The sequence below is a fragment of the Variovorax sp. E3 genome (assembly GCF_016082275.1).
In the GTDB taxonomy this organism is placed as follows: Bacteria; Pseudomonadota; Gammaproteobacteria; order Burkholderiales; family Burkholderiaceae_C; genus Variovorax.
The window spans coordinates 1-25,137 of sequence record NZ_MOWM01000071.1; the positions used below are offsets into that span (position 1 = coordinate 1).

Consider the following 25,137-nt stretch of genomic DNA (forward strand, 5'->3'; position numbering starts at 1 on the left):
TCCGCTTCAATGGGTGGCCAGGTCGGTGGTGCTGCCACTGGCCGAACACGACTGGCGCGGGCGCGCGGACCAGGCGCAGGCGATCGAGGCGTTGGCGCTGGCGCAGCAGGCCGCCTTCGATCTGTCGGCGCCGCCGCTGATGCGGTTGGCAGCGATCCGCATCGACGACCTGCGCCATCGCTTCATCTGGAGCTGTCACCACTTGCTGCTGGACGGCTGGAGCATGTCGCGCCTGTTCGGCGAAGTGCTGCAGGCGTACGACGGCGTGGCGGTCGAAGCGCCGGCGTGCAACTATCGCGACTACATCGCGTGGTTGGCCGCGCGTCCCGCGAAGGAGGGCGAAGCCTATTGGCGCGGCCGGCTGCAACAGGTCGATGCGCCCACGCTGCTCGGCACGGCCCTGGAGCCTCCCGTCGCCGGCGAAGGCCATGCCGAAGTCTTGGCCGCGCTGGACGCGCAGGGAACGCTCGCCTTGCAAGCTTTCGCCCGGCGCGAGCGCGTGACGCTGAACACCCTTGTGCAGGGCGCCTGGTCATTGCTGTTGGCGCGCTACACCGCCCAGGACACGGTCGTCTTCGGCGCCACGGTGGCGGGCCGACCCGGCGCACTGGCGGGGGCCGACCGCATGCTGGGTCTTTTCATCAACACGCTGCCGGTGATCGTCGACGCCGCGCCGGCGCAACCGGTGGGCGACTGGCTGCGCGCGCTGCAGGCGCAGAACCTGGCCTCGCGCGAGCACGAATACACGCCGCTGCACGAGATCCAGCGCTGGGCCGGACAAGGCGGCGGGCAAGGGTTGTTCGACAGCATCGTGGTGTTCGAGAACTACCCGATCGACCAGACGCTCGCCAGCCGTGTCGACCAGGGCCTGAAGTTCGAGCAGGCCGAGTCGGTCGACGTCACGCACTATCCGATGGACGTGGAAGTCCACCTCGGCGAGGTGCTGACGATCAAGCTCAAGTACCTGCGCGAGCGCTTCAAGGAAGTCGATGTCCAGGCGCTTTCGCAGCAGCTGTTCGGGCTGATGGACCGGATGCGCCATGACAGCTCGCGGGCCCTGCGCGACCTGGACACGCTGACTCCCGCACAGCAGTCCGAAATCACACGGCTGGGCCGCAGCGGACAGCACGGTTTCCTGCGTACGCCAGTACACCAACTGATCGAGCAGCAGGCGCGGCAGCAGCCCGAAGCGATTGCCCTGCTGATGGGCGATGCCGAGCTGAGCTATGCGGACCTCAACGCGCGCGCAAACCGGCTCGCCCATGCGCTGATCGACCGGGGCGTGTGCGACAACGCGGTCGTGGCGGTGTCGTTGCAGCGTTCGTTGGAGACCATCGTTGCGCTGCTCGCGGTGCTCAAGGCTGGCGCAGCCTACCTGCCGCTGGACCCCGACTATCCGCAGGACCGCCTTCACTTCATGTGCAAGGACAGCGGCGCACGGCTCATGCTCACGCAGCGCGCCGTGCTGCCGCGCCTGCCCTCGATGGCCGACACACTGGTGCTGGACGAGACGGCGCTGGGCGATTGGCCCGACCACGATCCCGTGGTGGCGGTGCATGCCGACCAGTTGGCCTACGTGATCTACACCTCCGGTTCCACCGGCGTGCCCAAGGGCGTGGCGGTGTCGCACGGGCCGCTGGCCATGCACTGCCAGGCCACGGCGGAGATTTACGGCATGGTGGCGGGCTCCTGCGAGCTGCACTTCATGTCTTTCTCGTTCGACGGCGCGCATGAGCGCTGGCTGACGGCGCTCACTGTCGGTGCCAGCCTGGCCTTGCGCGACAACGAGCTGTGGACGGCGGAGCAGACCTGCGATGCGCTGTACCGCTACGGCGTCACCAACGCCGCTTTCCCGCCGGCCTATCTGAGCCAACTGGCCGACTGGGCCCAGGCGCGCGGCGAGGCGCCGCCGGTGGAGCTCTACGTGTTCGGCGGCGAGGCGATGCCGCGAGCTGCCTACGACAAGGTGCGCGAGTCGCTGCGACCGCGCACGCTGATCAACGGCTACGGGCCGACGGAGACCGTGGTCACGCCGCTGATCTGGAAGACCAGCGCGGACCGTGGCTTCGATGAAGCGTATGCACCCATCGGCCGCCCCGTCGGCGAGCGCACGGTTCATGTGCTCGATGTGGAACTGCGGCCGGTTGCCCGGGGCAGTGTCGGCGAGCTGTACATCGGCGGCTACGGCCTGGCACGCGGCTACCTGGGGCGCAGCGCGTTGACGGCGGAGCGCTTCGTCGCCGATCCCTTCGGCGGCGAGGGCGGCCGCCTGTACCGTACCGGCGACCTGGTGCGGTGGCGCGAGGACGGCAACATCGCCTACATCGGGCGCGCCGACCAGCAAGTGAAGATTCGCGGCTTTCGCATCGAGCTGGGCGAGATCGAGGCACAACTTCGCGAGGTGCCGGGCGTGCTCGAGGCCGCGGTTCAACTGTATGAAGGCGCGGCGGGCCGGCAATTGGTGGGCTACCTCGTGCCCATGCCGGGAGGGCCGCGTGCGCCGCTGTCACAGCAGGCGCAGCAGCAGTTGCGCAGGCGCCTGCCCGAGCACATGGTGCCCGCGCACCTGATCGTGCTGGAGGCGCTGCCGCGGCTGATCAGCGGCAAGCTGGACCGTCACGCGCTGCCTGCTCCGGACGTCGGCGCGCAGCGCGCGATCAAGGCGCCGCGCAACGACAGGGAGCATCGGCTCGCGGCCATCTGGGCCAGCGTGCTGGGCGTCGAGTCGGTGGGCATTGCGGACAACTTCTTCGAACTGGGTGGTGACTCGATCCTGAGCCTGCAGGTGATCTCGAAAGTGCGGCAGGCCGAGCTCGGATTCCAGCTGCGCCTGCGCGACCTGATGCGCCATCCGACCATCGAGGCGTTGATGGCGCAACTGGCCGACGCCGCGCCGGCGCAACCGGCGCAAGCCGTGGCCGAGGCGCAAGGCACGTTGCCGCTCATTCCGATCCAGTCCTGGTTCTTCGATACGCCCATCCCACGGCGCCACCACTTCAACCAGGCGCTGATGCTGGAGGCGGCGCAGCCGCTGGACGAGTCGCTGCTGCTGCAAGCGCTGGACGCGCTGGCGACGCATCACGACGCGTTGCGGCTGCGCTTCGAGCGGCAGCCCGACGGACGTTGGCAGCAGCGCTACAACACGGAAACCGAGCCGCGCGACTTGCTCTGGAGCCGCGAGGTCGCCGATGCCGGGGAGATCGGCCGCGTAGCCGATGCGGCGCAGCGCAGCCTCGACCTGCGCGCGGGCCCGTCTGGCGCGTGGTGCACATGCGGCATGCGAACGGCAGCGCACGGTTGCTGCTGGTCGTGCATCACCTGGTGGTCGATGGCGTCTCGTGGCGCGTGCTGCTGGAAGACCTGCAGGCGGTCTACGGCCAACTGAGCGAAGGCCGTGCGGTGGCGTTGCCCGGCAAGACCGCACCTTTCAAAGCGTGGGCCGAGCACCTTCAGAGCCTGGCGCAAAGCCCGGAACTCGACAGCGAAGTCGCGTACTGGCAGGCGCAGATGCAGCCCGTGTCCGACATTCCGCGCGATCGGCCGGTCGACGCGCTGGTGGATCGGGACGCGATGACGCAGCGCCTTCGCCTGGACAGCGAGCGCACGGCCCAGTTGCTGCGCGTGGCGCCCTCGGCCTACGGCACGTCGATCGACGACTTGCTGCTGGCGGCGCTGTCGAGGACCATCTGGCGCTGGTGCGGCGAGTCCGAAACGCTGGTGCAACTGGAGGGGCACGGCCGTGAGGGCGATGCCGCCGGGCTCGACCTGAGCCGCACGCTGGGCTGGTTCACCAGCGTCTATCCGGTGCGGTTGCAAGAGGGCGGATCGCCGGTCGAGGCGCTGATCCTTTCCGCCAGGCAGCAGCGGCAGGATGTGCCGGGCCGCGGCATCGGCCACGGCGTGCTGAAGTACCTCAGGCCCGAGGGTGCCGCGCTCGGGTCGGCCCAGCCGCGCATCACCTTCAACTACCTGGGACAGTTCGACCGTAGCCTGGGCGCGGACGATGCGATGTTCAAGTCGGCCGAGGAGAACCCGGGCCCGGTGCACGACGAGGAGGCGCCGCTGGCCAACTGGCTGGAGATTGCGGGCAATGTGTACGAGGGACAGCTTTCGATGAGCTGGATCTTCAGCCGCGCCATGTACGACGAGGCAACGGTGACGCAACTGACAGGCTTCTACCGCGAAGCACTGGAGGAAATCGTGGACCACTGCGTCGAGGTGGCGCGGCAGGCTCGCGGGTAGGCTCCGGCGGCGGGCCCGAAAAAAAAGGCCGGCCCCTTTTCGGGGCCGGCCTTTTTGCTGTTGCGTGCGCTGCCGCGAAGCAGGTCAGAGCTTGTAGGTCAGCTTCAGCCAGGCGTTGCGCGGCCGGCCGTAGGTATAGCCGTTGTAGCCGCCGAGTCCGCTGTAGTAGCGCTTGTCGGTCAGGTTCTCGATGTTCAGCGATGCGCTCAGCTTCTTGCTGAACTCGTAGCGCGCCATCAGGCCGAGGACCGTGAGCCCCCCCTGGCTTGCGCGACCCAGGCCGGAATACTCGTCGTAGTAGATACCGCTCTGGTAGTTCAAGCTGCCGCCGATGGTGAGCTTGCTCCATTCGCCCGGCAGGCGGTAGCTGGTGCTGACGCGGAACAGGCGGTTGGGGATGGTGGGGTCCAGCAGCGCGCCGTCCTTGTCGCGCTTGGCATAGTAGGTGTAGCCCGCCAACATCTGCCAGCCCGGTGCCAGCTCTCCCGAGGCGGTCAGCTCGAAACCCTTGCTGAGCGCGCCGGGGACGGCGCGATAAGGCAGGCTGCCGTCAGGCAGCAGGCCTGCGCTGGTGTCTTCCACCGGGGCGTTGGTCTGCTTGGTCCGGAAGACCGCGAAGCTGGTGTTGAGCTTGCCGCCGAGGTGCTCGCCCTTGACGCCGACTTCGTAGTTCTTGCCGCGCTGCGGCGACAGCAGGTTGTTGCCGCTGTCGCGCACGGTGTTCGGAATGAAGATGTCGGTGTAGCTGCCGTACACCGAGAATTCCTTGCTCAGGTCGTACACGATGCCGGCGTAGGGCGTGATGACGCCGCTCTCGTGCGCACCGGGGTTCTGCGTCAGCGTTTCGGCCACCTGGTTGCGGTTCAGCGAGCGGTCCCTGTACCAGGTCGCGCGCGCGCCGACGATCACCGACAGCGGGTCTGCCAGGCGCAGACGGGTCGAAGCGTAGATGGCCTTCTCGGTCGTCTGGCCCGACAGGGTGTACGACTTGTAGGGGAAGGACGTCACCGCCGGGAACGACTGCAGCATGTAGAAGTTCAGCGGCCGGGTGTCGAAGACGGTGGGGGCGGCCAGGTTGGTGTCGATGGCGTAGTTGTAGTCGTTGTAGCTCAGCCCGAAGACCGCCTCGTGCTGGCGCCCGAAGGCCTCGAAGGGGCCGCGCAGGTGCGCGTCGAACGAGGTGTTCCTCGAGTTCGCGGGGTTGTCGCGGATGTCGATCGTGGAGTCGCCCGTCACGCCGTCGACGGGGTAGTAGGTGTTGAGGTCGCCCGAGGCCCGCTTGCGCTTGCTCTTCAGGTAGCTCGCGTCGAGCTTCAGGCGCCAGCCGCCGCCCAGTTGCTGGTCGAGGCTCGCAAAGATCTTGTCCGAATACATGTTCCAGTAGCTCCAGGGGGCGCTGGAATTGAAGGAGCGGGGAAGGTGCGTGCGCGTGCCGTCGCTGTAGAAGAGCGGGGCCTGGCCGAAGTTGGCGCCGTCGGTGGCGGTCTTCTGATGCTCGAAGCCCAGGGACAGCAACGTGGTCGGAGACAGGTCCGCCTCGAGGATGCCGTAGAGCACGTCTTCAGCGGTTTTCTTCGACTCGATGAAGCTCTTGCCCTCGGTGCGCGAGGCGACGAACCGGCCGCGCAGCGTGCCCGCGGCGTTGAGCGGACCGCCCACGTCGACTTCGGTGTTGTAGCGGTTCCACGATCCGATGCCGCCGGTCACATGGCCCGAGAACTCGGAGGTCGGGCGCTTGCGCACCAGGTTGACCACACCGCCGGGCGAGCCCACGCCGTTGAGCAGGCCGGCCGAACCGCGGATCACTTCCACACGGTCGTAGATGGCGGTGCTGATCATGCTGGCTTCGCCCGCCACGGTGTTGAAGGACAGCGTGGGGACGCCGTCGATCATGGTGTCCAGGGTGAAGCCGCGCGAAGTGAAGTTGACCCGCTCGTCCAGCCGGTCGGACACGATGCCGGGCGTCTGGCGCAGCACGTCGTCGAGCGTGACGAGGTTCTGGTCCTCGATCTGCTGGCGGCCGATCACGCTCACCGACTGCGGCGTCTCGCGCAGGGACAGGTCCATACGCGTGGACGTCGCCGTGGCGCGCGTGGTGTAGGAGCCGGTGCCTTCGGTGGTGCCGTCGGAGGCGGCCTGGACCGTCACCGTCGGGAGCGCGGAGCCTGCGGCGGCGGCGACGCACGCTGGATCGTGACTTGCGAGGTGGCGTTGCGGGCGGCGACCAGGCCGCTGCCGGCGAGCAGCCGGTCCAGCGCCTGCTGCAGCGTCAGCCGCCCCGACACGGCGGGCGCGTTGATGCCTGTCACCACGTCACCCGCCGCAAGCACCTGGGCGCCAGTCTGGCGCGACAGCTCGTTCAGCGCCGCCGCCAGCGGCTGGGCGGGCACGCTGACATCGAAGGTCGGCGCGGCCGCCTGTGCGGATGCCTGGGCTGAAGCGATGCCGCTCCAGCTGACAAAGGTGGTTCCGAAGGCGGCGGCAAGCGCGGCGCTCAGAAGGCGGTGGCGAGGCGAAGAACGCATGGGTCAGGGCTCCAGGTCAGGTAAATGCGACGTATTCACTTGTCGGCGCAAGGACCCTCGAAATTTCGGAGCCTTGGCGCTTCTCAAAGTAAGACGTTTGAACTCGCCAAACAGAGACACCCTTTTGCCGGCGGCGGCGCAAGGCGCGGCCGCCGGGCCCTTTTTCAGCGTGCCTGCAGTTCCACGCTGCCGTCCGGCCGGGGCACGGCCGTTACCGGGAGAATTGTCGGCAGCACGGCCACCAAGCCGACTGAATCGTCGGTGCGGAAGCGGCCCGAGAGGCGCAAGGCGTCGATGCGCCCGTTGGCGCTGACGATCGGGCGGGCGCGGTAGCTGTTGACGGCGGCCAGCGCGTCGCCCAAGGGCGTGTTGTCGAACACCAGCCAACCGTCGCGCCAAGCCGAAAGGGCCTGGGTGTCGGCCTGCCGCACGGCCTCGGCCTGGCCGTCGCGCACTTCCACCAGTTCGCCCCTGTGCAGGTCGATGACTTCCACCTGGGGCGTCCCGGCGCCCTGGCGGGGACGGACCTGCACGCGAACATGCCCTTGTTCCACCCCCACGGTGATCGGACCGCCGCGGTCACGCACGGTGAAGACCGTGCCGACCACCTCGATGACGGCGCTGCGCGTGTGGACCTGGAAGGGGCGTCGTGCGTCGTGCGAAACCTCGAAGCGCACTTCGCCGCGCGCCATGTCGACGATGCGGCGCTGGCGATACAGCGTGACGTCGATGGCGCTCTGCGGCGCGATGTCCAGTCGGCTGCCCGACACATGGTCGGCGCCGTCCGCCAGCGTCACTTTCAGCATCTGCGCGGTGCGGGTGCTGTAGGCGGCCTGGAACACGGGTTGCTGCCAGTACCACTGCACGCCCCGGCCCGCGACGATGCCGCTGCCCAGCAAGCCGGCGATGGAGAGCAGCAACTTGCGCCGATGCACCACGCGGCCGGACGCGGCGGCGGCGTTCGCGGCCATGCGGGCTTCGGGCTCGTCGAAATGGGCGCGCAGGCCATCGGCCATGCCGCCGAGTGCATCCCAGCGATGCCGCGCCTCCAGCACGGCCGCCGCATGCTCGGGCGACTTGCCGCGCCACTGGTTGAGCGCCATGCGGGCGCGCTGCGCGGCGTCGCCCGGCGCGACTTCGCCTTCCACGATCAACGCGAGCGCGCGCTCGATCAACCGTTCGCGCGGAGCGCCCATCGCCATGCTGCCGCTCACGAGAAGTCTTCAGCCAGCGCCGCGTCGAAGCCCGCGTGGTTCTGCACGTGCGGCGGCTCGATCAGTTCCGCGCGCAGCTCGGCGAACACGCGCGAGCAATCGATGGTGGCGCGCAGCAGGTGCTTGGCGACCGCCATCTCGGTGATCTCCAGCCGCTGCGCGATCTCGGCGCGCGTATGGCCATAGGCACGGAACAGCAGGAACACTTCGCGCCGGCGCGGCGGCAGCTTTTCCATGGTCTCGACCACCCGCGCCAGCACGCGCTGCTGCGCCAGCACGAACTCACTGGACGGCGCCGCCAGGTGCGTGCCGATGGTGATGGCGTGCGTGCCGGCCCATTCCTGCGCCACCTTGCGCCGGCGCGCCTCGTCGATGCACAGGTTGCGCGCCACCCTGAAGAGCAGGGCGCGGGGCGATTCGATGCCGGCGTTGTCCTTGCTGGCGGGGGCATCGCCGTCCGCTGCCGAATCGGAGCGGGCTGCGGCGCCGCGTGCCTTCATGGCCTGCGCGTACACCCGCTCGAAGCTCGACTGCGCGATGTCCGCTGCATAGTGCGGATCCCTCAGGTCGCGAGTGAGCTGCCGGCGCAAGTCCGCATAGTGAGCTACAAGTTCCTGGACGAGGTCGCGCATCCGGCCGCCTTCTCGCAAGCATCGACGATGAACCCCGGGGACCGGCCGCTGGCGCAGCGCACCGGTGATCCCCGAGGGATAAGTTAATAAGAACGATTCTTATTAAGTGTATCACCGAGTCGCTTGCCGTGGCTTCAAGTTTCAAAGAACAGCGGCTGCGCGTGGCGCGCGTTCGCTCGCCGGTGCCTGCGGCTGCGCCGGCCGCGGGTTGGCGTTCAGCAGCGCCTCGCCGATCTCGTCGGAGCGGATGGCCGTGACCGACAGCAGCGTGTCGCTCAGGCCGTGGCTCATTTCGCAGGCGCCCTGCAAAAAGATGCCGGGCTTGAGCTCCGGCGTGCCTTGCAGCCGGTACTGGCGGTCGACCGTGAAGTCGCCCAGGTAGGGCGCGAGCGGGTCGAGCAGCGTCTTGTGGCTGTCGCGGCCGTAGCCCGTGGCGAGGATCACCACGTCGTAGGCCTGCCCGCCGCGCTGGTCGGTGTTCAGGTCGTGCAGCGACAGGTGGATGCCGTCGGCCGCGGCGCGCACCGCCGACACCTCGTGGCGGCGCAGGAAGCTGTGGCGCGCCACGCCCGCCACGCGCTGGCGGTAGAACACGTTGAAGATCTGCTGGATCAGCTCCAGGTCGGGCGCCGCGTAGTTGGTGTGCCAGAACTCCTCGAGCAGTTCGGCGCGCTCGGGCTGCGAGCGGTTGAACACGAAGTCGGTGAAGTCGGCGTTGAAGATCTCGTTGACGAAGGGGCTGTCGTCCGACGGCTTGATCGAACGCGCCCGCATGATCAGGTCGACCGACGGCTTGTTCGGATGGCTCTGCAGGTCCATGAAGAGCTCGGCCGCGCTCTGGCCCGCGCCGACGATGGCAATGCGCCTGGCGTTCGGGTGCTGCGCAATCGCCTCGAGGTAGCTGCTCGAATGGAACACGCGCGTGTCGTCCCTGAAGGGCTGGAAGCGCGCCGGAATGTTCGGCACGCCGCCCACGCTCACCACCAGGTTGCGTGCCAGCCGTTCGCGCACGGCGCCTTCGCTGTCGCGCGAACGCACGCGCAGCAGTTGCACTTCGGCGCCGCGCATCTCGGGCACCACCTCGAACACGGCCTCGCCGTAGGCGCAGCGGTCGTCGAACTGCGCGGCCGCCCAGCCCAGGTAGTCGTTGAACTCGTGGCGGCTCGGGAAGAAGGTCTTGAGGTTGACGAAGTCCTGCAGGCGCTGCTTCTCGTGCAGGTAGTTCAGGAAGGTGAAGCGGCTCGCGGGGTTGCGCAGCGTCGCCAGGTCCTTGATGAACGAGATCTGCATGTGCGCGTTGTCCAGCAGCATGTTCTTGTGCCAGACGAAGCCGGGCTGCTTCTCGATGAACAGGGCATCGACGAACTGGCCGTGGTGGCGTTTCTCGTCAAGGGCGATCGCCAGGGCGATGTTGGAAGGGCCGAAGCCGACGCCGATCAGGTCATGGATTTGCATGGGGTGTCCTCAATGGGAGATTCGGCGCGCTGGGCCGAAGGTGGCGAAAGGGTGGGTTCCCCGTGGGGGATCCAGAGGGCCTCGCCGAAGAAGCGTTCGCGCAGCAGCACGCCGAGCATGGCCCGCTTGTGCGGAAAGTCGAACTCCTTGACGTGGGCGTAGCCGCAGCGGCCCAGGCTCTTGATCATCTTGTGGTTGTCCGCGCGCGGCTCGATCACGACGCGCTGCGTGCGGCAGTCGTCCAGGAAGAGGTAGTGCGACACGGAAGGCATCCACGCCGTGAGAAACGGCTTGCCCCGAAAGCGCGCCTCGCCGATCAGCGCGTGCCAGCCCCGGTCGTGGTCGCCGGCGTCGCAGAAGGGGGCGATGCGGTCTTCCTTGGCCCAGTACACCTCGAAGTAGCCGAAGGCCTCGCCGTCGAGCCGGCCGATGAGCCCGGTGACGCGCGGGTCGGCCGCGATGGCGTCCAGGTAGGCACGGTGCCTGGCCAGGTCGCCTTGTTCTTCCCAGAAGTGCGCGACCACGGGGTCGTTCATCCAGCGATTGAACGCGGGCAGGTCGCGCTCGATGTCGACGGTGTCGAGCGTCAGCGTTTGCGACAGCCAGGGAATGTGGCGCTGGTAGACCGTGCCCACGGGCTTGGCCGGACGCAGCGGGTGGCGCTTGCCCTGGCTGACGGTGTAGCGCTGCGCGAAGGGTTCGCGTGGGTTGCGTTGCCACACGCGCGGCAGTTGCCAGAAGGTCTCGCGCACGACGACCGGTTGCGGGCCGTTGGAAAGGCTCACGGCCCCTGCGTCCACCAGCGGCTTCAAGTGCGGCAGCCCAACGCCATGCAGCAACAGCGTGCGGACTTCCGGGTGGCGCACGAAGGCGGCCTCGATGGCCGCGAGCAGATGGGCCTCTTCGGGCTCCGTGCCCTTGTCGCCTTGCCATTCCAGACACAGCGAGCCGGCTTGCTCGCGCAGGAGCCAATGGCTGCTTCGTTCCTTGCCGCCTTGCGGTCCGACGGTTAGCCTGGTGGCATCGAGCCGCACTTCGAGCGGATGGCCGTCGGGGTGCGCATGGAACACCCAGGCGCCGACGGCCGATGGTGCCACCGCGGCGGGGCGCTGGAACGCCTCGGCCAGCGCCTGTGCGAGCGACGTGCGCAGCGCATCGGCTTCTTCCACCACCTGGCTCAGGCGCGCGAAGTCGTGGACCATGCCTTCGTGCACGCCCAGGTGCGTGCGCACGCCAGCCGCCTGCAGGCGCTGCGCATAGGCCTTGCCTTCGTCCACCAGCGGGTCGTACTCGGCCAGCACGATGTGCGCGGGCGCCAGGCCCGACAGGTCTTGCGCGGCCAGCGGGGCAAAGCGCCAGTCCTGGCGGTCGTCCTCGGTGCGAAGGTAGTGGCCGAACATCCACTGCAGCGTGCGTTGCTCGAGCAGGTGGCCGCTGGCATAGCGCTGGTGCGATGCGCTGTCCTGCCGGATGCTGGTGCAGGGGTACAGCAGCAGTTGCAGCAACGGCTGCGGGCGTCCGGCGTCGCGCGCGGCCAGGGTCAGCGCGGTGGCCAGCGTGCCGCCCACGCTGTCGCCGCCGAAGGCCACGCGCGTGGTGTCCAGGCCATGCGCGCCGCCGTGCGCGGCGAGCCACAGGGCGGCGTCTTCGGCGTCGTGAAAGGCGGTGGGGAACTTGTGCTCGGGCGCCAGGCGGTAATCTACAGAGAGCACGGCGCAGGGTGTGCGCTGCGCAATGGCGCGGCACAGCGCGTCGTGCGACTCGAGTCCGCCGACGACGTAGCCGCCGCCGTGAAAGTAGAGCAGGGTCGGCAGCGCCGTGCCAACCGCGCCGCCACGGTACAGCCGCGCACGCAGCGTGGCGCCGTCGCGCGCGCTGAACGCGATGTCTTCGGTGGCGAGGTCGGGTCCGACGCGTCCAGCGCCAGGGTCGACTGGTCGTAGCTGGCGCGCGCCTGGGCGGGCGACATGTCGCACATCGGCGGGCGTCCGTCCTCTTCGGCGAGGGCGGCCAGTTCGAGGAAGGCTTCGAGATCGGGATGCAGTGGCATGAAGGTCGCAGTGGCACCGATGAAAGGATGCTTACCCGCAATTGACGCGCGGCCCGCCCGTTTGTTTAGCCGTGCGTCTTGCGGAACTCGGGCGCGAGCGGGCACGCGCCGCAATAGCCTTCTTCGGGCAGCAGGTAGTAAAGGCAGCACTGCCGGTGCAGCGTGAGCGGGTCCGGCAGGCCCGACTGGATCCGCACGACCTTGCGCGGCACGGTGAACATCGGGTTGTCGTCGCCGCCCCAGCGCGGCTGGTGCAGCAGGTGCGCCAGGTCCTGCGCGATGTGCGGCGCGTGGCCGCTCAGCGCCAGGCCCTGTTCGAGCACGGGCTCCAGGTAGCGCGCCACGTTGCCCCAGAGGATCTTGGGCGCGATGCGCGTGAGCCGGGTCAACTGCGCGAAGAGCGGCGCCAGGTGTTCGTGCAGCAGCACCGCGTAGCGCGCGGCCGTGTCGGCGCCCTCACGCGCCCGCCCTTCGTGCGGGATGTGAAAGCGTTGCGGCACGGCCCCGTCGGCGAAGCTGAGCCACACCTGCGCCGGGGCCATCGGAAACACGTGTTGCAGCAGGCTGGCCGCGGCGGACACGGGTGGCAGCAGGGCGTTCAGGTAGTACATGCTCCATGCAGATGCCACCGGGCGCAGGTCGGGCTTGCGCACGCGCAGGTGTCGCGCGTGCGCCTGCAGCAGCCCGGCAAGCAGCGCGGGGTCGGCGATCAGGTCGGCCACCCGCACCGCGCCCGCCGGCGCTGCGGCGCGCACGCCAGCGCTTCGCCGTAGGCGGCCCATTCGCCCTGGAAGATCGGCGCCAGCAGGGGAATCATCGGGAAAGCGCGGCCGCGCAAGTCATGCTCATCGCTGATGGAGACGGATGGCGGGCCCAAAGGTTTAGTGCCGTGAAAGAGTCCACGAAATTGCGACGCCGGGATGACACGCGCTAAACATCCGCCGGCGGGCTGCGTCTATCCACGCATCCACAGCCGTCCCAGCCCCCCGAATGCGATGAACTCCCGACACCACGTTCCTTCCGATCCGGCTTTCAGCGAGGCCTGGCGGCTCTTTCGCGAGCTGCACGACGCGCCGTCGCTCGAGCGCGCGCAGAAGCTGGTCCTGTGGCTGGGGCGCGATGCGAAGCACGTGCGCGCGCTCGACGAGGCTCTGACCCTGTGGGCGCTGGCCGGCGCCGCCATGGTCGGCTCCGCACCCGGCGACGAGTCGCGCCAGGAGCCGACGCTGCAGTAGCCGGGCTAAACATCCGGCGCGCAGGAGCGTCATACCGGTCATGCAAACCCAAGCCACCAGCGCCAAGGCGTCCGACCTTCTTCGGCTGCTGAAACCTTTCACTCCCTGGATCGCGCTCTCGACCGTCACCGGCATCGGGGCGGGCGCGGCCACCGTGGCGCTGCTGGCGACCATCAACGAAGTGCTCAGCCGGCCCGGCGGCATGGCCGGCGGGCTGCTGCTGACCTTCATCGCGCTGTGCGTGATGTCGCTGTTCGGCCGCGCGGTGTCGGACATCTCGAACAACGTGGTGGGCCAGCGCCTGGTCGCGCAGGTGCGCAAGGACCTGGCGCAGAAAATTCTCGCGGCCCCCATCGACGCGCTGGAGCGCTACCGCATGCACCGGCTGATGCCCGTGCTCACGCAGGACGTGGACATGATCAGCGACGTGGCCTTCATGCTGGCCGCCACCATGATCTCGCTGGCCATCGCGCTGGGCTGCCTGGGCTACCTCGCTTGGCTGTCGCTGCCGCTGTTCGGGCTGCTGGTGGCGGCGATGCTGATCGGCGTGATCGTGCAGACCTGGGCGCACGGGCGCGGCATTTCGGGCTTCTTCCAGTCGCGCGAGCAGGAAGAGCTGCTGCACAAGGCCTACCGCGGCATCAGCGAAGGCGCCAAGGAACTGCGCATGCACCGCGCGCGCCGCGCCAAGGTGTACGAAGGGCAGATCGCCCGCACCGTGGACAACATCCGCGACATCAACCGCCGCGCGATCAACATCTTCGTGCTGGCCACGTCCTTCGGCTCGGCGCTGTTCTTCCTGTTGATCGCGCTGATCCTCGGCTGGGCCGCGTGGCGCACGACCGACCCGGTGGTGCTCAGCGGCTTCGTGCTGATCCTGCTGTTCATCAAGGGGCCGATGGACCAGATCGTCGGCGCGCTGCCGCACCTGGGCCGCGCCCGCGTGGCCTTCGAGCGCATTGCCGACCTGTCGGCCCGCTTCGCCACGCCCGAGCCGCACCTGCACCTGGACTCGCCGCCCACCTCGCCGCCGCTGCGCAACGCCATCGAGCTGCGCGGCGTGCGCTACGCTTTCGATGCGCCCGAGGGCAGCGACGCCTTCGTGCTGGGCCCGGTCGACCTGCAGATCGGCCGCAGCGAAATCGTCTTCATCGTGGGCGACAACGGCTCGGGCAAGACCACGCTCATCAAGCTGCTGCTGGGCCTGTATGCGCCGCAGCAGGGCGAGGTGGTGCTCGACGGCAAGGTCGTCACGCCCGAGACGCGCGACGACTACCGGCAGCTCTTCACCACGGTGTTCTCCGACTTCTACCTGTTCGAAGACCTCGTGGCCGGCGAGGAGGGCGGCCACCAGGCGCTGCCCGAGACTGCGCTGCCCTACCTGCAGCGGCTGGAAATCGCGCACAAGGTGTCGGTGAAGGACGGCGCCTTCAGCACCACCGACCTGTCGACCGGCCAGCGCAAGCGGCTGGCGCTGGTGCACGCGTACCTCGAAGGCCGCCCGGTGCTGGTGTTCGACGAATGGGCGGCCGACCAGGACCCGACCTTCCGCCATCTTTTCTACACCGAGCTGTTGCCCGAGTTGCGCGCCAAGGGGCATTCGCTGGTGGTCATCTCGCACGACGACCGCTACTTCCACGTGGCCGACCGCATCGTCCACATGAAGGCCGGGCGCATCGCGCAGGCCACGGCGGTGCCGGCGCAGGGCCTCGCGGCCTGAGCACGGCCAAGGCATACGGCAAACAGGGGCGCGCGGAAGTCGATGGCAGCTTCATCAGCAATGCGGCAGGCGGCGGCGCCGGCGAACGAAGGCTTTTCGGTGCAGTTGCGCAGCCTGGGCATCCGGCCGACGGTCATTCGCCTGTGCGTGCTGCAGACGCTGGCCGAGGGCGGTTCCGAATGGCTGGGCGGCGAGGAAGTGTTTCGCCGCATGCTCCGGCGCGGAACGGCCACCGGACTGGCCAGCGTCTACCGAGTGATCAAGGAACTGGAGAAGGTCAACCTCGTGCAGCGCGAGTGGGAGCGCAGCCTCGGTGGCGCGCGCGCCGTGCACCGGCTGTGGCGCACCCAGCCCGCCGAGCGCACGGTGCGCATGCGCTGCGGCGGCTGCAACGCCAGCGTCGAGGTGGTCGACGAGGTGCTGCACGCGGGTTTGATGCGTGCGGCGCAGGCGCATGGCCTGCCGGCCGGCGGGCCGGTGACGGTGCAGCTCGCGTGCGTCCAGCAGGATTGCGCGCGCTGCGACGATGCGCAGCCGCAGGCCGCGCGCGCGTTCGCGGTGAGCGCCGGTGTCCATGCCGGCGGCGTGGTTCAGCCATAAACTAACGCTGTTAGTTTATGATCGAGACCCTGCCTAACGTTGTAAGGTAGGGCGGTCGACGGGTGCCTTCCTGTCGCCGCAGGGCTGCCGCTCCCTTGCGCGGCGTTGTCGCACTCACAGACCAGAGAGTTCCTCATGTCTTCTTTCCACATCGGGTCCGAAGCGGCGCCCGACACCGACCAGCCAGGGCTGGTCGAACGCACGCTCACCCGCCTGTTCCTGCGCCCCGTGCGCGTCATTGCCGCCACCAGCCTGTCGGCGCGCTTTCGCCTCATCGACCTCGAATGCGTGGCCTTCGAGAGCCATCACTGGGCGCCGGGCCAGAAGGTGCAGATCAAGATCGGCGGTGGCCTCGAAACCCGCACCTACACGCCCGTGCGCTGGGATGCCGCGCGCGGCGTCACGCGCATCATGGCGTTCGCGCACGGCGAAGGGCCGGGCAGCGAATGGGTGCGCCGCGTGCGGCCGGGCGACAAGCGGATGGTGTTCGGCCCGCGCCGCTCGCTGGTGCTGGAGCCGTTGCCGGCGTCGACGATCGTGTTCGGCGACGAAACCACGTTCGGCCTCGCCGCGTCGCTGTGCGGGCGGGACGCCGGTGCGCAGGGCGTGCGCGCGGTGTTCGAGGTGGGCGCCATCGCCGAGTCGCGCCAGGTGCTGGACGCGCTGGGCATCGAGCCGCTGGCGCTGATGGAGCGCCGCACCGACGACTCGCACCTGGCGGAGCTGCTGTCCGCGATGGTGCCGCCCATGGACGGCAGCACGCACTACGTGCTCACGGGCAAGGCCTCGTCGATCCGGCAGATGAGCCGTGCGCTGAAGGCGCAGGGGGTCGAGTCGCGGCGCATCAAGGCCAAGGCCTACTGGGCGACGGGCAAGACCGGGCTCGACTGAGCCAACGCGGCCTGCGCCGTCAGGCTTTCGCTGCCTTCTTCGCCTTTGCTTCCGCCTCGATCTTCTTCGCCAGCCCGGCCACGATCACGTCGAGGCCGACCGTGAAGCGATCTTCGAAGTCGGTATCGAAAAGAGCCTCGGCGCACGCGAACACCGAGGGGAATTTTCCCTTTGTCTTCGCGAGCAGTTCGACCCGGTTGCCGGCCAGGTCGATGCCCTGTCCGGGACCCAGCGCCTGCTCTTCCATCACGAAGCCGAGCACGTAGTACATCATGCTGAAGGAGCCCCAGGCCGCGAGCTTGGGGCTGGCGCCCGCGCGCAGCAGCGGCCCGACCATGGCCTCGCCCACGCGCAGGGTGTTGTCCGAAGTGACGTAGGTGCCGCCGTACACGCGCGCGCCGTCGCGATGCGACAGCATGCCCTGGCGCAGTTCCTGGCCCACGCTGCGCACGCAGTCCTGCCACGGCAGGCCTTCGGTGGGGTTGCGCGCGACGCCTTCGACCAGCGCGTCGGCCATGCCGTCGATCAGCGCCTTCTTGTTCGGAAAGTGCCAATAAAGCGACGGGGCCTGCACCTGCAGCGCCAGCGCCAGCGCCCGCATCGTGAGGCCGTCGAGGCCGTGCTCGTCGAGCAGCACGAGGGCTGTCGCGATGATCTGGTCGCGCTGGATTCGCATCGTTCTATTTCATCCCCGGGGCTTAGGCTAACGCTGTTAGTTTAACCAGCCGCCGGGGATGCGCGGGGCGTGTCAGCCGCGCTTGGGAATGTTCAGGCCCCTCGCGACGGCGGGCCGTGCCACGAAGGCCTCGAGCACGCGCGCCACATTCTTGAAGTCGTTGAAGCCCACCAGCTCGCCGGCCTCGTAGAAGCCGATGAGGTTGCGGATCCACGGGAACGCGGCGATGTCGGCGATGGTGTAGCTGTCGCCCATGATCCATTCGCGGTTCGCGAGGTGCCTGTCGAGCACGCCGAGCAGGCGCTTCGATTCGCCCACGTAGCGGTCGCGCGGGCGCTTGTCTTCGTAGTCCTTGCCGGCGAACTTGTTGAAGAAGCCGAGCTGGCCGAACATGGGGCCGATGCCGCCCATCTGGAACATGACCCACTGCAGGGTCTCGTAGCGGCCGGCGGCGTCCTGCGGAATGAACTTGCCGGTCTTCTCGGCCAGGTACATCAGAATCGCGCCCGACTCGAACAGCGCCAGCGGCTTGCCGCCCGGGCCGTCGGGGTCGAGGATGGCGGGGATCTTGTTGTTCGGGTTCAGCGACAGGAACTCGGGCGACATCTGGTCGTTGGTCTCGAAGCTCACGAGGTGCGGCTCATAGGGCAGGCCGGTTTCCTCCAGCATGATCGACACCTTCACGCCGTTGGGCGTGGGCAGCGAATACAGCTGCAGCCGCTCGGGGTGCTGCGCGGGCCATTTCTTCGTGATGGGGAAGCTCGAGAGATCGGTCATGGGTGGTGTCCTGAAGAAGGAAGAAACTGCAAGCGCCGGATTCTGCCCGGCTCAGGCGATCGGCGTGCGCGCATGGCCTTGCAACCGGGGCAGCACCTCGCGGCCGAGTTCTTCGACCACCTCCGCGGCGGGCCGCTTGCCGCGCACCACGTTCATCAGCACATGCGCCACGCGGCGTCTTCCATGCGGTCGAGGTACGCCACCAGCGCATGCGCCCGGTGCGCAGGCCCAGTTCGATGGGCTCGGCCGGTGCGTCGGCGTCTTCGAGCAGGTCGATCTGCAGCGACTGGATGAAGGGCTTGGCCTCGCTGCCCGCGCGCTCGCGCAGCGCCGTCTGCCACAGGCCGATGCGGCCCTGCTGGCGCGCCTCGTCGCGGTGGTAGGTGGCCCAGCCGTCGGCATGCGCGGCGGTCCATTGCAGCGACTGCCGCGCCGAGCCCACCACGAGCATGCCGATGCGTTCGGCGGGCGCGGCCATGAGGTCATGGCCGCCGGTGGCTTCGTGCAGCGCTGCACGCTCGGCCGGCTCGGGCGAGAGGGCCGAGCGCACGAGGTTCCAGCGTTCGCGAAAGGCGTCCCCGCGCAGCGCGATGTCCTGCTTGAAGATGGCGAACTCGGCCTCGCGGTCGCCCGAACCCAGGCCCAGGATGAAGCGCTCTTGCGACAGCCGGTTCAGCGACAGCGCGGCCTTGGCCACATGCAGCGGATGGCGCAGCGGCAGCACCGCCGCGGCCGTGCCCAGCGCGATGCGCCGCGTGGCGCGGCCAGCATCGCGAGCCACACGAAGGGCTCGTCGAGCACCGAGATTTCTTCGCCCTGCGGCACCATCACCGGCACGTCGCGCGTCCACAGCGCGGCAAAGCCAAGCCGATCGGCGAGGGCGGCGATGTTGCGTTCGGCCTCGGGGTCGGCCATGGCGCCGTTGGCGCGGGCCACCGGCGTCATGAGGCCGAGCGTGAGGCGGCCGGCGAGCAGGGTCTGCCGGTAGGCGGCGTTGAAGGGGGGCATGCCCGTCCGGCGGCGCGCGTCAGGCGCGGCGCTTGCGGACGGCCGGCGCGGCCTTGGCGCCCAGCGAGAACAGGCGCGTGATGGCCTGGCGCACGTCGGCCTGCATGTCGGCCACGGCCTTGGTGTCGCCCGACAGGTGCTTGAGCAGCGCCTGCTGGAACAGCCCGTCGAACAGCGCATACGTGGCCGCGGGCGACATGCCGGGCTCTTCGCCCGACAGTTGCGTGAAGCGGCTCATGATGCGCCAGATCATGTCTTCCAGGCTCTTGTCGATCTGCACGACGTCGCTGCGAAAGGCTTCCTCGAACAGCGCCTGCGAACGCAGGTCATACCAGAGGCGGTGCACGTGGCCTTCGTCGCGCAACGTGTCGGCCAGGCTTTGCAGGAAGCCTTCCATCAGTTCGTCGCAGGTGGTGGCGCTGTCGACCGCGTGGTCGTAGCGCTTGACGCAGCGCGCCTTGTACTGCTTGACGCTGCAGATGATCAGGTCGATCTTGTCGCTGAAGTAGTAGTGCAGCACGCCATGCGAGAACTCCGAGTTCTGCGCGATCTCGCGCAGGCTGGTGCGCGCATAGCCCAGCGCCGCCAGCGTGGTGAGCGCGGCTTCGCCCAGTTCGGCGCGCCGCTCCGAGAACTTGTCGACCCTTGCCTTGGGCACCCGCTCCGCGTGCTTCTTTACCCGTTGATGTGTCGTCATTTCAAAGCCGGACCGCGCATGCCGGCCCCTGTATCTCTTGTTGATTGCAAACCATATCACGCAAGCGGGAGAACCCGCATCCGGCGTGCCACGGATGTCATTCTAAAAAATCTTGACGTGTGTCAAAGAAAAACTTGACATGCGTCAAGTCGATTTCTAGCATGACCGCTCCATCTCATAAACATATCCACAGGAGACAAGTGATGGCCAAGTTCGACTTGAAAGGGCGCCGTGCGCTCGTGACGGGCGGTGCGCGCGGCATTGGCGCGAGCATCGCAGAGGCTCTGGCAGGGGCTGGAGCGTCGGTGATGATCGGCGACGTGCTCGCCGACGTGGGCCGCGAAACCGCCGCGCGGCTCTCGGCATCGGGCGCGAAAGTGGGCTTCGTTCCGCTCGACGTCACCAAGGATGCCGACTGGGCCTCGGCCACCGAGACCACCGTGAAGGAACTGGGCGGCTTCGACATCCTCGTGAACAACGCGGGCATCGAGATCACCTCGCTGGTGATCGACGTCAACGGCGACGACCTGCGCCGCATGCTCGACGTGAACGTGGCCGGCACGCTGCTGGGCATGAAGCACGCGTTCCGCGCGATGCGCCCCGGTGGCAGCGCGGGCGGCGGCGGGGCGGTGGTCAACATCGCCTCAGTGGCGGCCACCATCGCGTTCCCGGCCATCGCGGGCTACTCGGCCACCAAGTCGGCCGTCGACCGCGCCACGCGCGTGGCGGCCATGGAGTCCGGCAAGCTGGGGTACGGCGTGCGCGTGAACTGCATCTATCCCGGCCTCGTGCCCACCGACATGGGCATGAAGCTGGCCAGCGACATCGTGGCGGCGGGCCTCGCGCCCAGCGTCGAAGCGGCCGTCGGCGACGTGATCGGCCAGACGCCGCTCGGGCGCCTGGGCGAAGTCGGCGACATGGCCGACGTGGTGGTCTTCCTGTGCAGCGACGCGGCCCGGTTCATCACCGGCGCGGGCCTGGCGGTGGACGGCGGCATGGGCATGTGAACAGAACGACATCAAGGAGAGAAAACATGAGCAGCAACAACAGCAAGAAGAAACCCGTCGTCGTCTACGGCGCCTCCGGCTACACCGGGCGCCTGGTCTGCGAGTACCTGCGCGAGTACAACATCCCCTTCATTGCGGCAGGCCGCAGCGCGGAGAAGGTCGATGCGGCAATGAAGTCGAACGTGCCCGGCATCGAGACCGCGAGCTACGAGGTGGTCGAAGTGGCGCACTCGGTGGCGGCGCTCACCGAGCTCTTCACCGGCGCCTCGGTGGTGCTCAACACCGTGGGGCCTTTCGCCAAGTTCGGCCCCGAGGTCGTGCAGGCCTGCCTGGCCGCCGGCTGCCACTACACCGACACCACGGGCGAGCAGGACTGGCTCATCACGCTCGAGCAGGAGTTCGGCGCCAAATTCGCCGCCGCGGGCCTGCTGCTCTCGCCCGGCCTGGCGCACATGTACACCACCGGCGAAATCGCGGCGCAGCTGTGCCTGGAAACGCCGGGGCTCGACACGCTGGACATCGCCGTGTTCTGGGGCGGCAGCCCGACCATCGCCTCGACCCAGACCATCCTGGTGAACGCGGCCACGTCGAAGGCCTACTACCTGGAGCAGAACGAGTACGTCGAGTGGCAGCCCGACGCGGGCCTGTACCACCTGTCGATTCCGGGCCAGCACGAAGCCGCGCTGGCGCTGCCCTGGGGCGGCACCTCGCACCCCGTGTGGTTCAAGCGCGACCCGCGCGTGGCCAACGTGAAGGTGCTCGGCGGTGTCTTCAACAAGGCGCTGATGCAGGGCGTGCCGCAGATCGTGGCCGCCGCGCTCAAGGCCACCGAGGGCATGAACGAAGAAGACCGCTACGCCGCGCTGTCCAAGACGGCGTCGAGCGTGATGAACACCATGCCCCCGCGCGAGAACCCGCGCATCAACAAGTCCGTCGACTCGGTGCATGCCTCGGGCCCGCTGGGCCGCGTGCACTGCGTGATCTTCGGCAACTGCAACTACAAGCAGACCGGCCTGCTGCAGGCCTACGCGGCGGCCTCGCTGCTGCAGCAGCCGCCACGGCGCGCGGGCTTCGCCTCGGGTTGCCAGGCCTTCGGGCATCGCGAGCTGCTGGGTGCGCTGCGCAGCTTCGGGCTGGTGCAGGAGCCCATGCTCACGCAACTGGGCTGACACCCATGCGCCTCGTCGACTACCTCGACAAGGGCGCCCAGCAGGGCGCCAACTCGCCCTGCCTCACGCTGGGCGACACCGACCTGAGCTATGCCCAGGTGCAGCGCATCAGCTGGCGCGTGGCGCGCGGCCTGCAGCGCGCGGGCCTGCGGCCGGGCGACAAGGTGGCGGTGCTCTCGAGCAACGACGCGATGGCCTTCGCCACGGTGTTCGGCATCTCGCGCGCGGGCTGCGTGTGGTGCCCGATCAACCCGCGCAACGAAGCCAGCGAAAACGCCTTCGTGCTCGACGCCTTCGACTGCGCCTGCCTGGTCTTCCACGGCAACTACGCGGCCATGGTCGAGCAGATGCGCCCGCAGTTGCCCAAGCTGCGCGCGCTGGTGTGCCTGAACGATGCGCAGGCCTTCGCGCCCGCCATGGACGAATGGCTCGAAGGGCTGGACGATTCGCCGCTGGACATCGCGCCGCCCGACGACGTGGCCATGATCGCCGGCACCGGCGGCACCACGGGGCAGCCCAAGGGCGTGATGCTCACGGGGCGCAACCTCGAAGCCATGTCGGCGCTCACGCTCATGGGCTATCCCTTCGAGGGCCGGCCCGCCTACCTGGCGCTGGCGCCGCTCACGCATGCGGCCGGCGTGCTGTGCCTGCCGGTGATGGCGCTGGGCGGGCGCGTGGTGATCATGCCCAAGCCCGACCTCGGCGATTTCCTGGCGCTGATCGAGCGGCACCGCATCACCCACACCTTCCTGCCGCCCACGCTGATCTACATGCTGCTGCAGCATCCGCAGCTGGCGGCCACCAAGCGCGATTCGCTGCAGTGCTTCTGGTATGGCGCCGCGCCCATGTCGACCGCGCGGCTCGAGGAGGCGCTCGAAAAAGTCGGCCCCGTCATGGCGCAGCTCTTCGGCCAGACCGAGGCGCCGATGATGATCTCGATGATGTCGCCGCGGGACCACTTCAACGACGACGGCTCGGTGGCACGACAGCGCCTGTCGTCGGCGGGCCGGCCCGGGCCGCTGGTGCAGGTGGGCGTGATGAACGGCGACGGCGCGCTGCTGCCCACCGGCGACAGCGGCGAGATCGTGGTGCGCGGCTCGCTCGTGATGCAGGGCTACTACAAGGACCCGCGCGCGACCGAAGAAGCGGGGCGCTTCGGCTGGCACCACACGGGCGACATCGGCTACCTCGATGCCGACGGCTTCCTGTACATCGTCGACCGCGCCAAGGACATGATCATCTCGGGCGGCTTCAACGTCTATTCGGCCGAGGTCGAGCAGGCGCTGATGCAGCACCCCGACGTGCAGGACAGCGCCGTGGTCGGCCTGCCCGACGAGAAATGGGGCGAGCGCGTGGTGGCGGTGCTGCAATTGCACGCCGGCCGGCAGGTCGACGTGGAAGAGATCAAGGCTTTCGTCAAGGCGCGCATCGGCAGCGTGAAGGCGCCCAAGCAGGTCGAGGTGTGGGGCGACCTGCCGCGTTCCAAGGTCGGCAAGGTGCTGAAGAAGGACGTGCGCGCCACGCTGCTGCAAGTGGCCGGGGGAGCCGGTCAGCCGCGCTGATAGTGGCCCTGGTGCGCCTTGCGCAGCTCGAACTTCTGGATCTTGCCGGTGGAGGTCATCGGCAGCGCGGCCAGGAAGACGATCTGCTTGGGCACCTCGAAGCCGCCGAGGTGTTCCTTGCAGTGAGCCGTGAGCGCGGCTTCAGTGAAGTCGGCCGGTGCATCGGGCCGCCGCGTGACGAAGGCCGTGATGGCCTCGCCCCAGTGGTCGTGCGGCAGGCCCACCACGGCCGCGTTGAGCACGGCGGGGTGGCGCAGCAGCACCTCCTCGACCTTGATCGACGGCACGTTCTCGCCGCCCGACTTCACCATGTCCTTCAGGCGGTCGAGGAAGATCAGTTGCCCGTCGTCGTCGAGCTTGCCCAGGTCGCCCGAGTGGTGCCAGCCGAAGCGCTGCGCGTTGGCGGTGGCCTCCGGGTCCTTGTAGTAGCCGAGCATCACGTTGGGGCCGCGAAAGACGATTTCGCCGACCTCGTTCGGCCCGAGCAGTTCGCCGCCGTCGCCCATGACCGCGACCTCGTTCACCAGCGTGCCCACGCCCCAGTAGGAGCCGAAGCGCTTGCGCTGCTCGTGCGCCTCGAAGATGGTGGCGCCGGGGTACATCTCGGTCTGGCCCGAGACCAGCGCGAAGTTGGGGCAGAACTCGTCGAGCAGGCGCAGCAGCAGCGTGCGCGACATCGGCGCCATTGCGTACACGCACAGCCGCAGGCTCGACAGGTCGCGCGCGGCGCGCTGCGGGTTCGCGAGCAACGCGCCGTACATCATCGGCAGGCCGACCATCACCGTGATCTTGTGGCGCTCGATGGCCGCGAGCACCGCGCCGGGGTCGAAGCCGCGCAGCACCACCAGCGCGCCGCCCACCGCCAGCGCCGACATCAGCACCGTGTGCTGCCCGCAATGGAACAGCGGCAGCACGCTGCTCCACACGTCGGCGCGCTCGGGGCTGCTGCCCCACTCGACCATGTTGCTCAGCAGCACCGAGTGAACGGACGCGTGCGAATGCATCACGCCCTTCTGGCGCCCGGTGGTGCCGCTGGTGTACATGATGAGCGCGAGGTCCGTGCTGTCGATGGCGACGTCGGGCAGCGACTCGGGGCCTTGCGCAATGGCCTGCGGCACGGTCGCGATGCCGGCCGGCGGCGCGTCGCCGTCGAGCACGCACAGCAGCGGCGACACGCCCGTGGCCTGCAGCAGTTCACGCAGCTCGGGCCTGGCATGCAGCGCGGTGTCGATCACCAGGTGCCGCACTTCGGCGTGCGCCAGGATGTAGCCGATGGCCTCCACCGAGAGCGCGGTGTTGATCGGCACCCACACCAGCCCGGCCTTCTGGATGCCCAGCATGGCGACCACCATCTGGATGGAGTTGTTGCACAGCATGCCCACGCGCTCGCCCTTTGCCAGGCCCAGGCCCAGCAGGTGGTGCGCGAAGCGGTTTGTCGCGGCGTCGAGCGCGTGATAAGACAGGCGATGCTCGCCCTCGATCAGTGCCGTGCGCTCGCCGAAGCGGCGCGCGCAGCGGTGGACGACGTCGCCCAGCGCGATGCGCGAAATGCGCGCGTGGGAAGGCGGCAGGGCCGTGGGGGCTGCAGGCATGCTCGGTGTCTCCGTTCTTCGTTCGGTGTGGCGCAGCTAAGGCTGGCGCCACGGCCCCGTCTTGCGAAGACTGGCTACACGAGCC

Annotated in this window: 20 protein-coding genes and 2 pseudogenes; 9 read left to right on the forward strand and 13 right to left on the reverse strand. The window is 68.6% G+C overall.

Features of this window, described 5'->3' with window-relative positions:
• Window positions 1–28: 28 nt before the first annotated feature.
• Together BMG07_RS22810 and BMG07_RS22815 are read left to right on the forward strand one after the other, a co-directional pair.
• Window positions 29–2,815 (forward strand): annotated as a pseudogene (locus tag BMG07_RS22810) (amino acid adenylation domain-containing protein); the annotation flags it as partial.
• Window positions 2,816–2,869: 54 nt separating this feature from the next.
• Window positions 2,870–4,242, forward strand: a pseudogene (locus BMG07_RS22815) (condensation domain-containing protein).
• Window positions 4,243–4,326: 84 nt separating this feature from the next.
• Here the strand turns inward: BMG07_RS22815 and BMG07_RS22820 are convergent.
• The 7 genes from BMG07_RS22820 to fhuF form a co-directional block, all read right to left on the reverse strand.
• A complete protein-coding gene (locus tag BMG07_RS22820; protein ID WP_307867044.1) occupies window positions 4,327–6,390 on the reverse strand; it encodes a TonB-dependent siderophore receptor in 2,064 nt (687 codons plus the stop codon).
• Window positions 6,387–6,767 (reverse strand): STN domain-containing protein, encoded by a 381-nt coding sequence (locus BMG07_RS42620; protein WP_269759296.1) that lies wholly within the window; start codon window positions 6,765–6,767, stop codon window positions 6,387–6,389. Before BMG07_RS42620 ends, BMG07_RS22820 begins: the two co-directional genes overlap by 4 nt.
• 164 nt (window positions 6,768–6,931) lie before the next feature.
• On the reverse strand, window positions 6,932–7,981 hold the full coding sequence (locus tag BMG07_RS22825) for a FecR domain-containing protein (RefSeq protein WP_307867045.1): 1,050 nt from the start codon (window positions 7,979–7,981) through the stop codon (window positions 6,932–6,934).
• Window positions 7,978–8,613, reverse strand: coding sequence for an RNA polymerase sigma factor (locus tag BMG07_RS22830; protein ID WP_198086462.1), 636 nt, complete (start codon window positions 8,611–8,613; stop codon window positions 7,978–7,980). Before BMG07_RS22830 ends, BMG07_RS22825 begins: the two co-directional genes overlap by 4 nt.
• A 141-nt stretch (window positions 8,614–8,754) precedes the next feature.
• Window positions 8,755–10,068, reverse strand: coding sequence for a lysine N(6)-hydroxylase/L-ornithine N(5)-oxygenase family protein (locus BMG07_RS22835; RefSeq protein ID WP_198086463.1), 1,314 nt, complete (start codon window positions 10,066–10,068; stop codon window positions 8,755–8,757).
• A complete protein-coding gene (locus BMG07_RS22840) occupies window positions 10,050–12,044 on the reverse strand; it encodes a GNAT family N-acetyltransferase (protein WP_307867046.1) in 1,995 nt (664 codons plus the stop codon). Before BMG07_RS22840 ends, BMG07_RS22835 begins: the two co-directional genes overlap by 19 nt.
• A 139-nt stretch (window positions 12,045–12,183) precedes the next feature.
• Complete coding sequence (fhuF, locus tag BMG07_RS22845) at window positions 12,184–12,873, reverse strand: siderophore-iron reductase FhuF (protein ID WP_307867047.1); 690 nt, start codon at window positions 12,871–12,873, stop codon at window positions 12,184–12,186.
• 240 nt (window positions 12,874–13,113) lie between these two features.
• Between fhuF and BMG07_RS22850 the strand changes: the two genes are divergently transcribed.
• From BMG07_RS22850 to BMG07_RS22865, 4 genes are all read left to right on the forward strand, one after another.
• Window positions 13,114–13,353 carry a hypothetical protein gene (locus BMG07_RS22850; protein WP_198086464.1) on the forward strand — a complete coding sequence of 80 codons (240 nt, stop codon included), beginning with the start codon at window positions 13,114–13,116 and terminating at the stop codon, window positions 13,351–13,353.
• A gap of 40 nt (window positions 13,354–13,393) precedes the next feature.
• Entirely contained in the window at window positions 13,394–15,073 is a 1,680-nt protein-coding gene (locus BMG07_RS22855; RefSeq protein WP_198086465.1) for a cyclic peptide export ABC transporter, read from the forward strand.
• Between the two features lie 42 nt (window positions 15,074–15,115).
• The gene (locus BMG07_RS22860) at window positions 15,116–15,673 is read left to right on the forward strand and encodes a Fur family transcriptional regulator (RefSeq protein ID WP_198086466.1); all 558 of its coding nucleotides are present in this window, start codon (window positions 15,116–15,118) and stop codon (window positions 15,671–15,673) included.
• Window positions 15,674–15,808: 135 nt separating this feature from the next.
• A complete protein-coding gene (locus tag BMG07_RS22865) occupies window positions 15,809–16,564 on the forward strand; it encodes a siderophore-interacting protein (protein WP_198086467.1) in 756 nt (251 codons plus the stop codon).
• Between the two features lie 19 nt (window positions 16,565–16,583).
• Here BMG07_RS22865 and BMG07_RS22870 read toward each other — a convergent pair whose 3' ends face one another.
• From BMG07_RS22870 to BMG07_RS22885, 5 genes are all read right to left on the reverse strand, one after another.
• Complete coding sequence (locus BMG07_RS22870; protein WP_198086468.1) at window positions 16,584–17,240, reverse strand: TetR/AcrR family transcriptional regulator C-terminal domain-containing protein; 657 nt, start codon at window positions 17,238–17,240, stop codon at window positions 16,584–16,586.
• A 72-nt stretch (window positions 17,241–17,312) separates the two neighbouring features.
• Window positions 17,313–17,993, reverse strand: coding sequence for a glutathione S-transferase N-terminal domain-containing protein (locus BMG07_RS22875; RefSeq protein WP_307867049.1), 681 nt, complete (start codon window positions 17,991–17,993; stop codon window positions 17,313–17,315).
• The gene (locus BMG07_RS22880) at window positions 17,881–18,798 is read right to left on the reverse strand and encodes an LLM class flavin-dependent oxidoreductase (protein ID WP_307867048.1); all 918 of its coding nucleotides are present in this window, start codon (window positions 18,796–18,798) and stop codon (window positions 17,881–17,883) included. The genes BMG07_RS22875 and BMG07_RS22880 overlap by 113 nt, the downstream gene beginning before the upstream one ends.
• The gene (locus BMG07_RS42625) at window positions 18,690–19,025 is read right to left on the reverse strand and encodes a hypothetical protein (protein WP_269759297.1); all 336 of its coding nucleotides are present in this window, start codon (window positions 19,023–19,025) and stop codon (window positions 18,690–18,692) included. Before BMG07_RS42625 ends, BMG07_RS22880 begins: the two co-directional genes overlap by 109 nt.
• 19 nt (window positions 19,026–19,044) lie before the next feature.
• Window positions 19,045–19,722: a TetR/AcrR family transcriptional regulator gene (locus BMG07_RS22885; RefSeq protein ID WP_269759298.1), complete on the reverse strand. Its 678-nt coding sequence runs from the start codon at window positions 19,720–19,722 to the stop codon at window positions 19,045–19,047.
• A 203-nt stretch (window positions 19,723–19,925) separates the two neighbouring features.
• Here BMG07_RS22885 and BMG07_RS22890 point away from each other — a divergent pair, with 203 nt between their 5' ends.
• The 3 genes from BMG07_RS22890 to BMG07_RS22900 are packed head-to-tail and all read left to right on the forward strand — an operon-like array spanning window position 19,926 to window position 23,460.
• Window positions 19,926–20,729 (forward strand): SDR family NAD(P)-dependent oxidoreductase, encoded by an 804-nt coding sequence (locus tag BMG07_RS22890; RefSeq protein ID WP_198086470.1) that lies wholly within the window; start codon window positions 19,926–19,928, stop codon window positions 20,727–20,729.
• Between the two features lie 26 nt (window positions 20,730–20,755).
• Window positions 20,756–21,898 carry a DUF5938 domain-containing protein gene (locus BMG07_RS22895; protein ID WP_198086471.1) on the forward strand — a complete coding sequence of 381 codons (1,143 nt, stop codon included), beginning with the start codon at window positions 20,756–20,758 and terminating at the stop codon, window positions 21,896–21,898.
• Between the two features lie 5 nt (window positions 21,899–21,903).
• Window positions 21,904–23,460 (forward strand): AMP-binding protein, encoded by a 1,557-nt coding sequence (locus BMG07_RS22900; RefSeq protein WP_198086472.1) that lies wholly within the window; start codon window positions 21,904–21,906, stop codon window positions 23,458–23,460.
• On the opposite strand, the gene BMG07_RS22905 is transcribed toward BMG07_RS22900, so the two are convergent.
• On the reverse strand, window positions 23,448–25,052 hold the full coding sequence (locus BMG07_RS22905; RefSeq protein WP_198086473.1) for a class I adenylate-forming enzyme family protein: 1,605 nt from the start codon (window positions 25,050–25,052) through the stop codon (window positions 23,448–23,450). The two genes, BMG07_RS22900 and BMG07_RS22905, sit on opposite strands and share 13 nt — an antisense overlap.
• Window positions 25,053–25,137 lie beyond the last annotated feature (85 nt).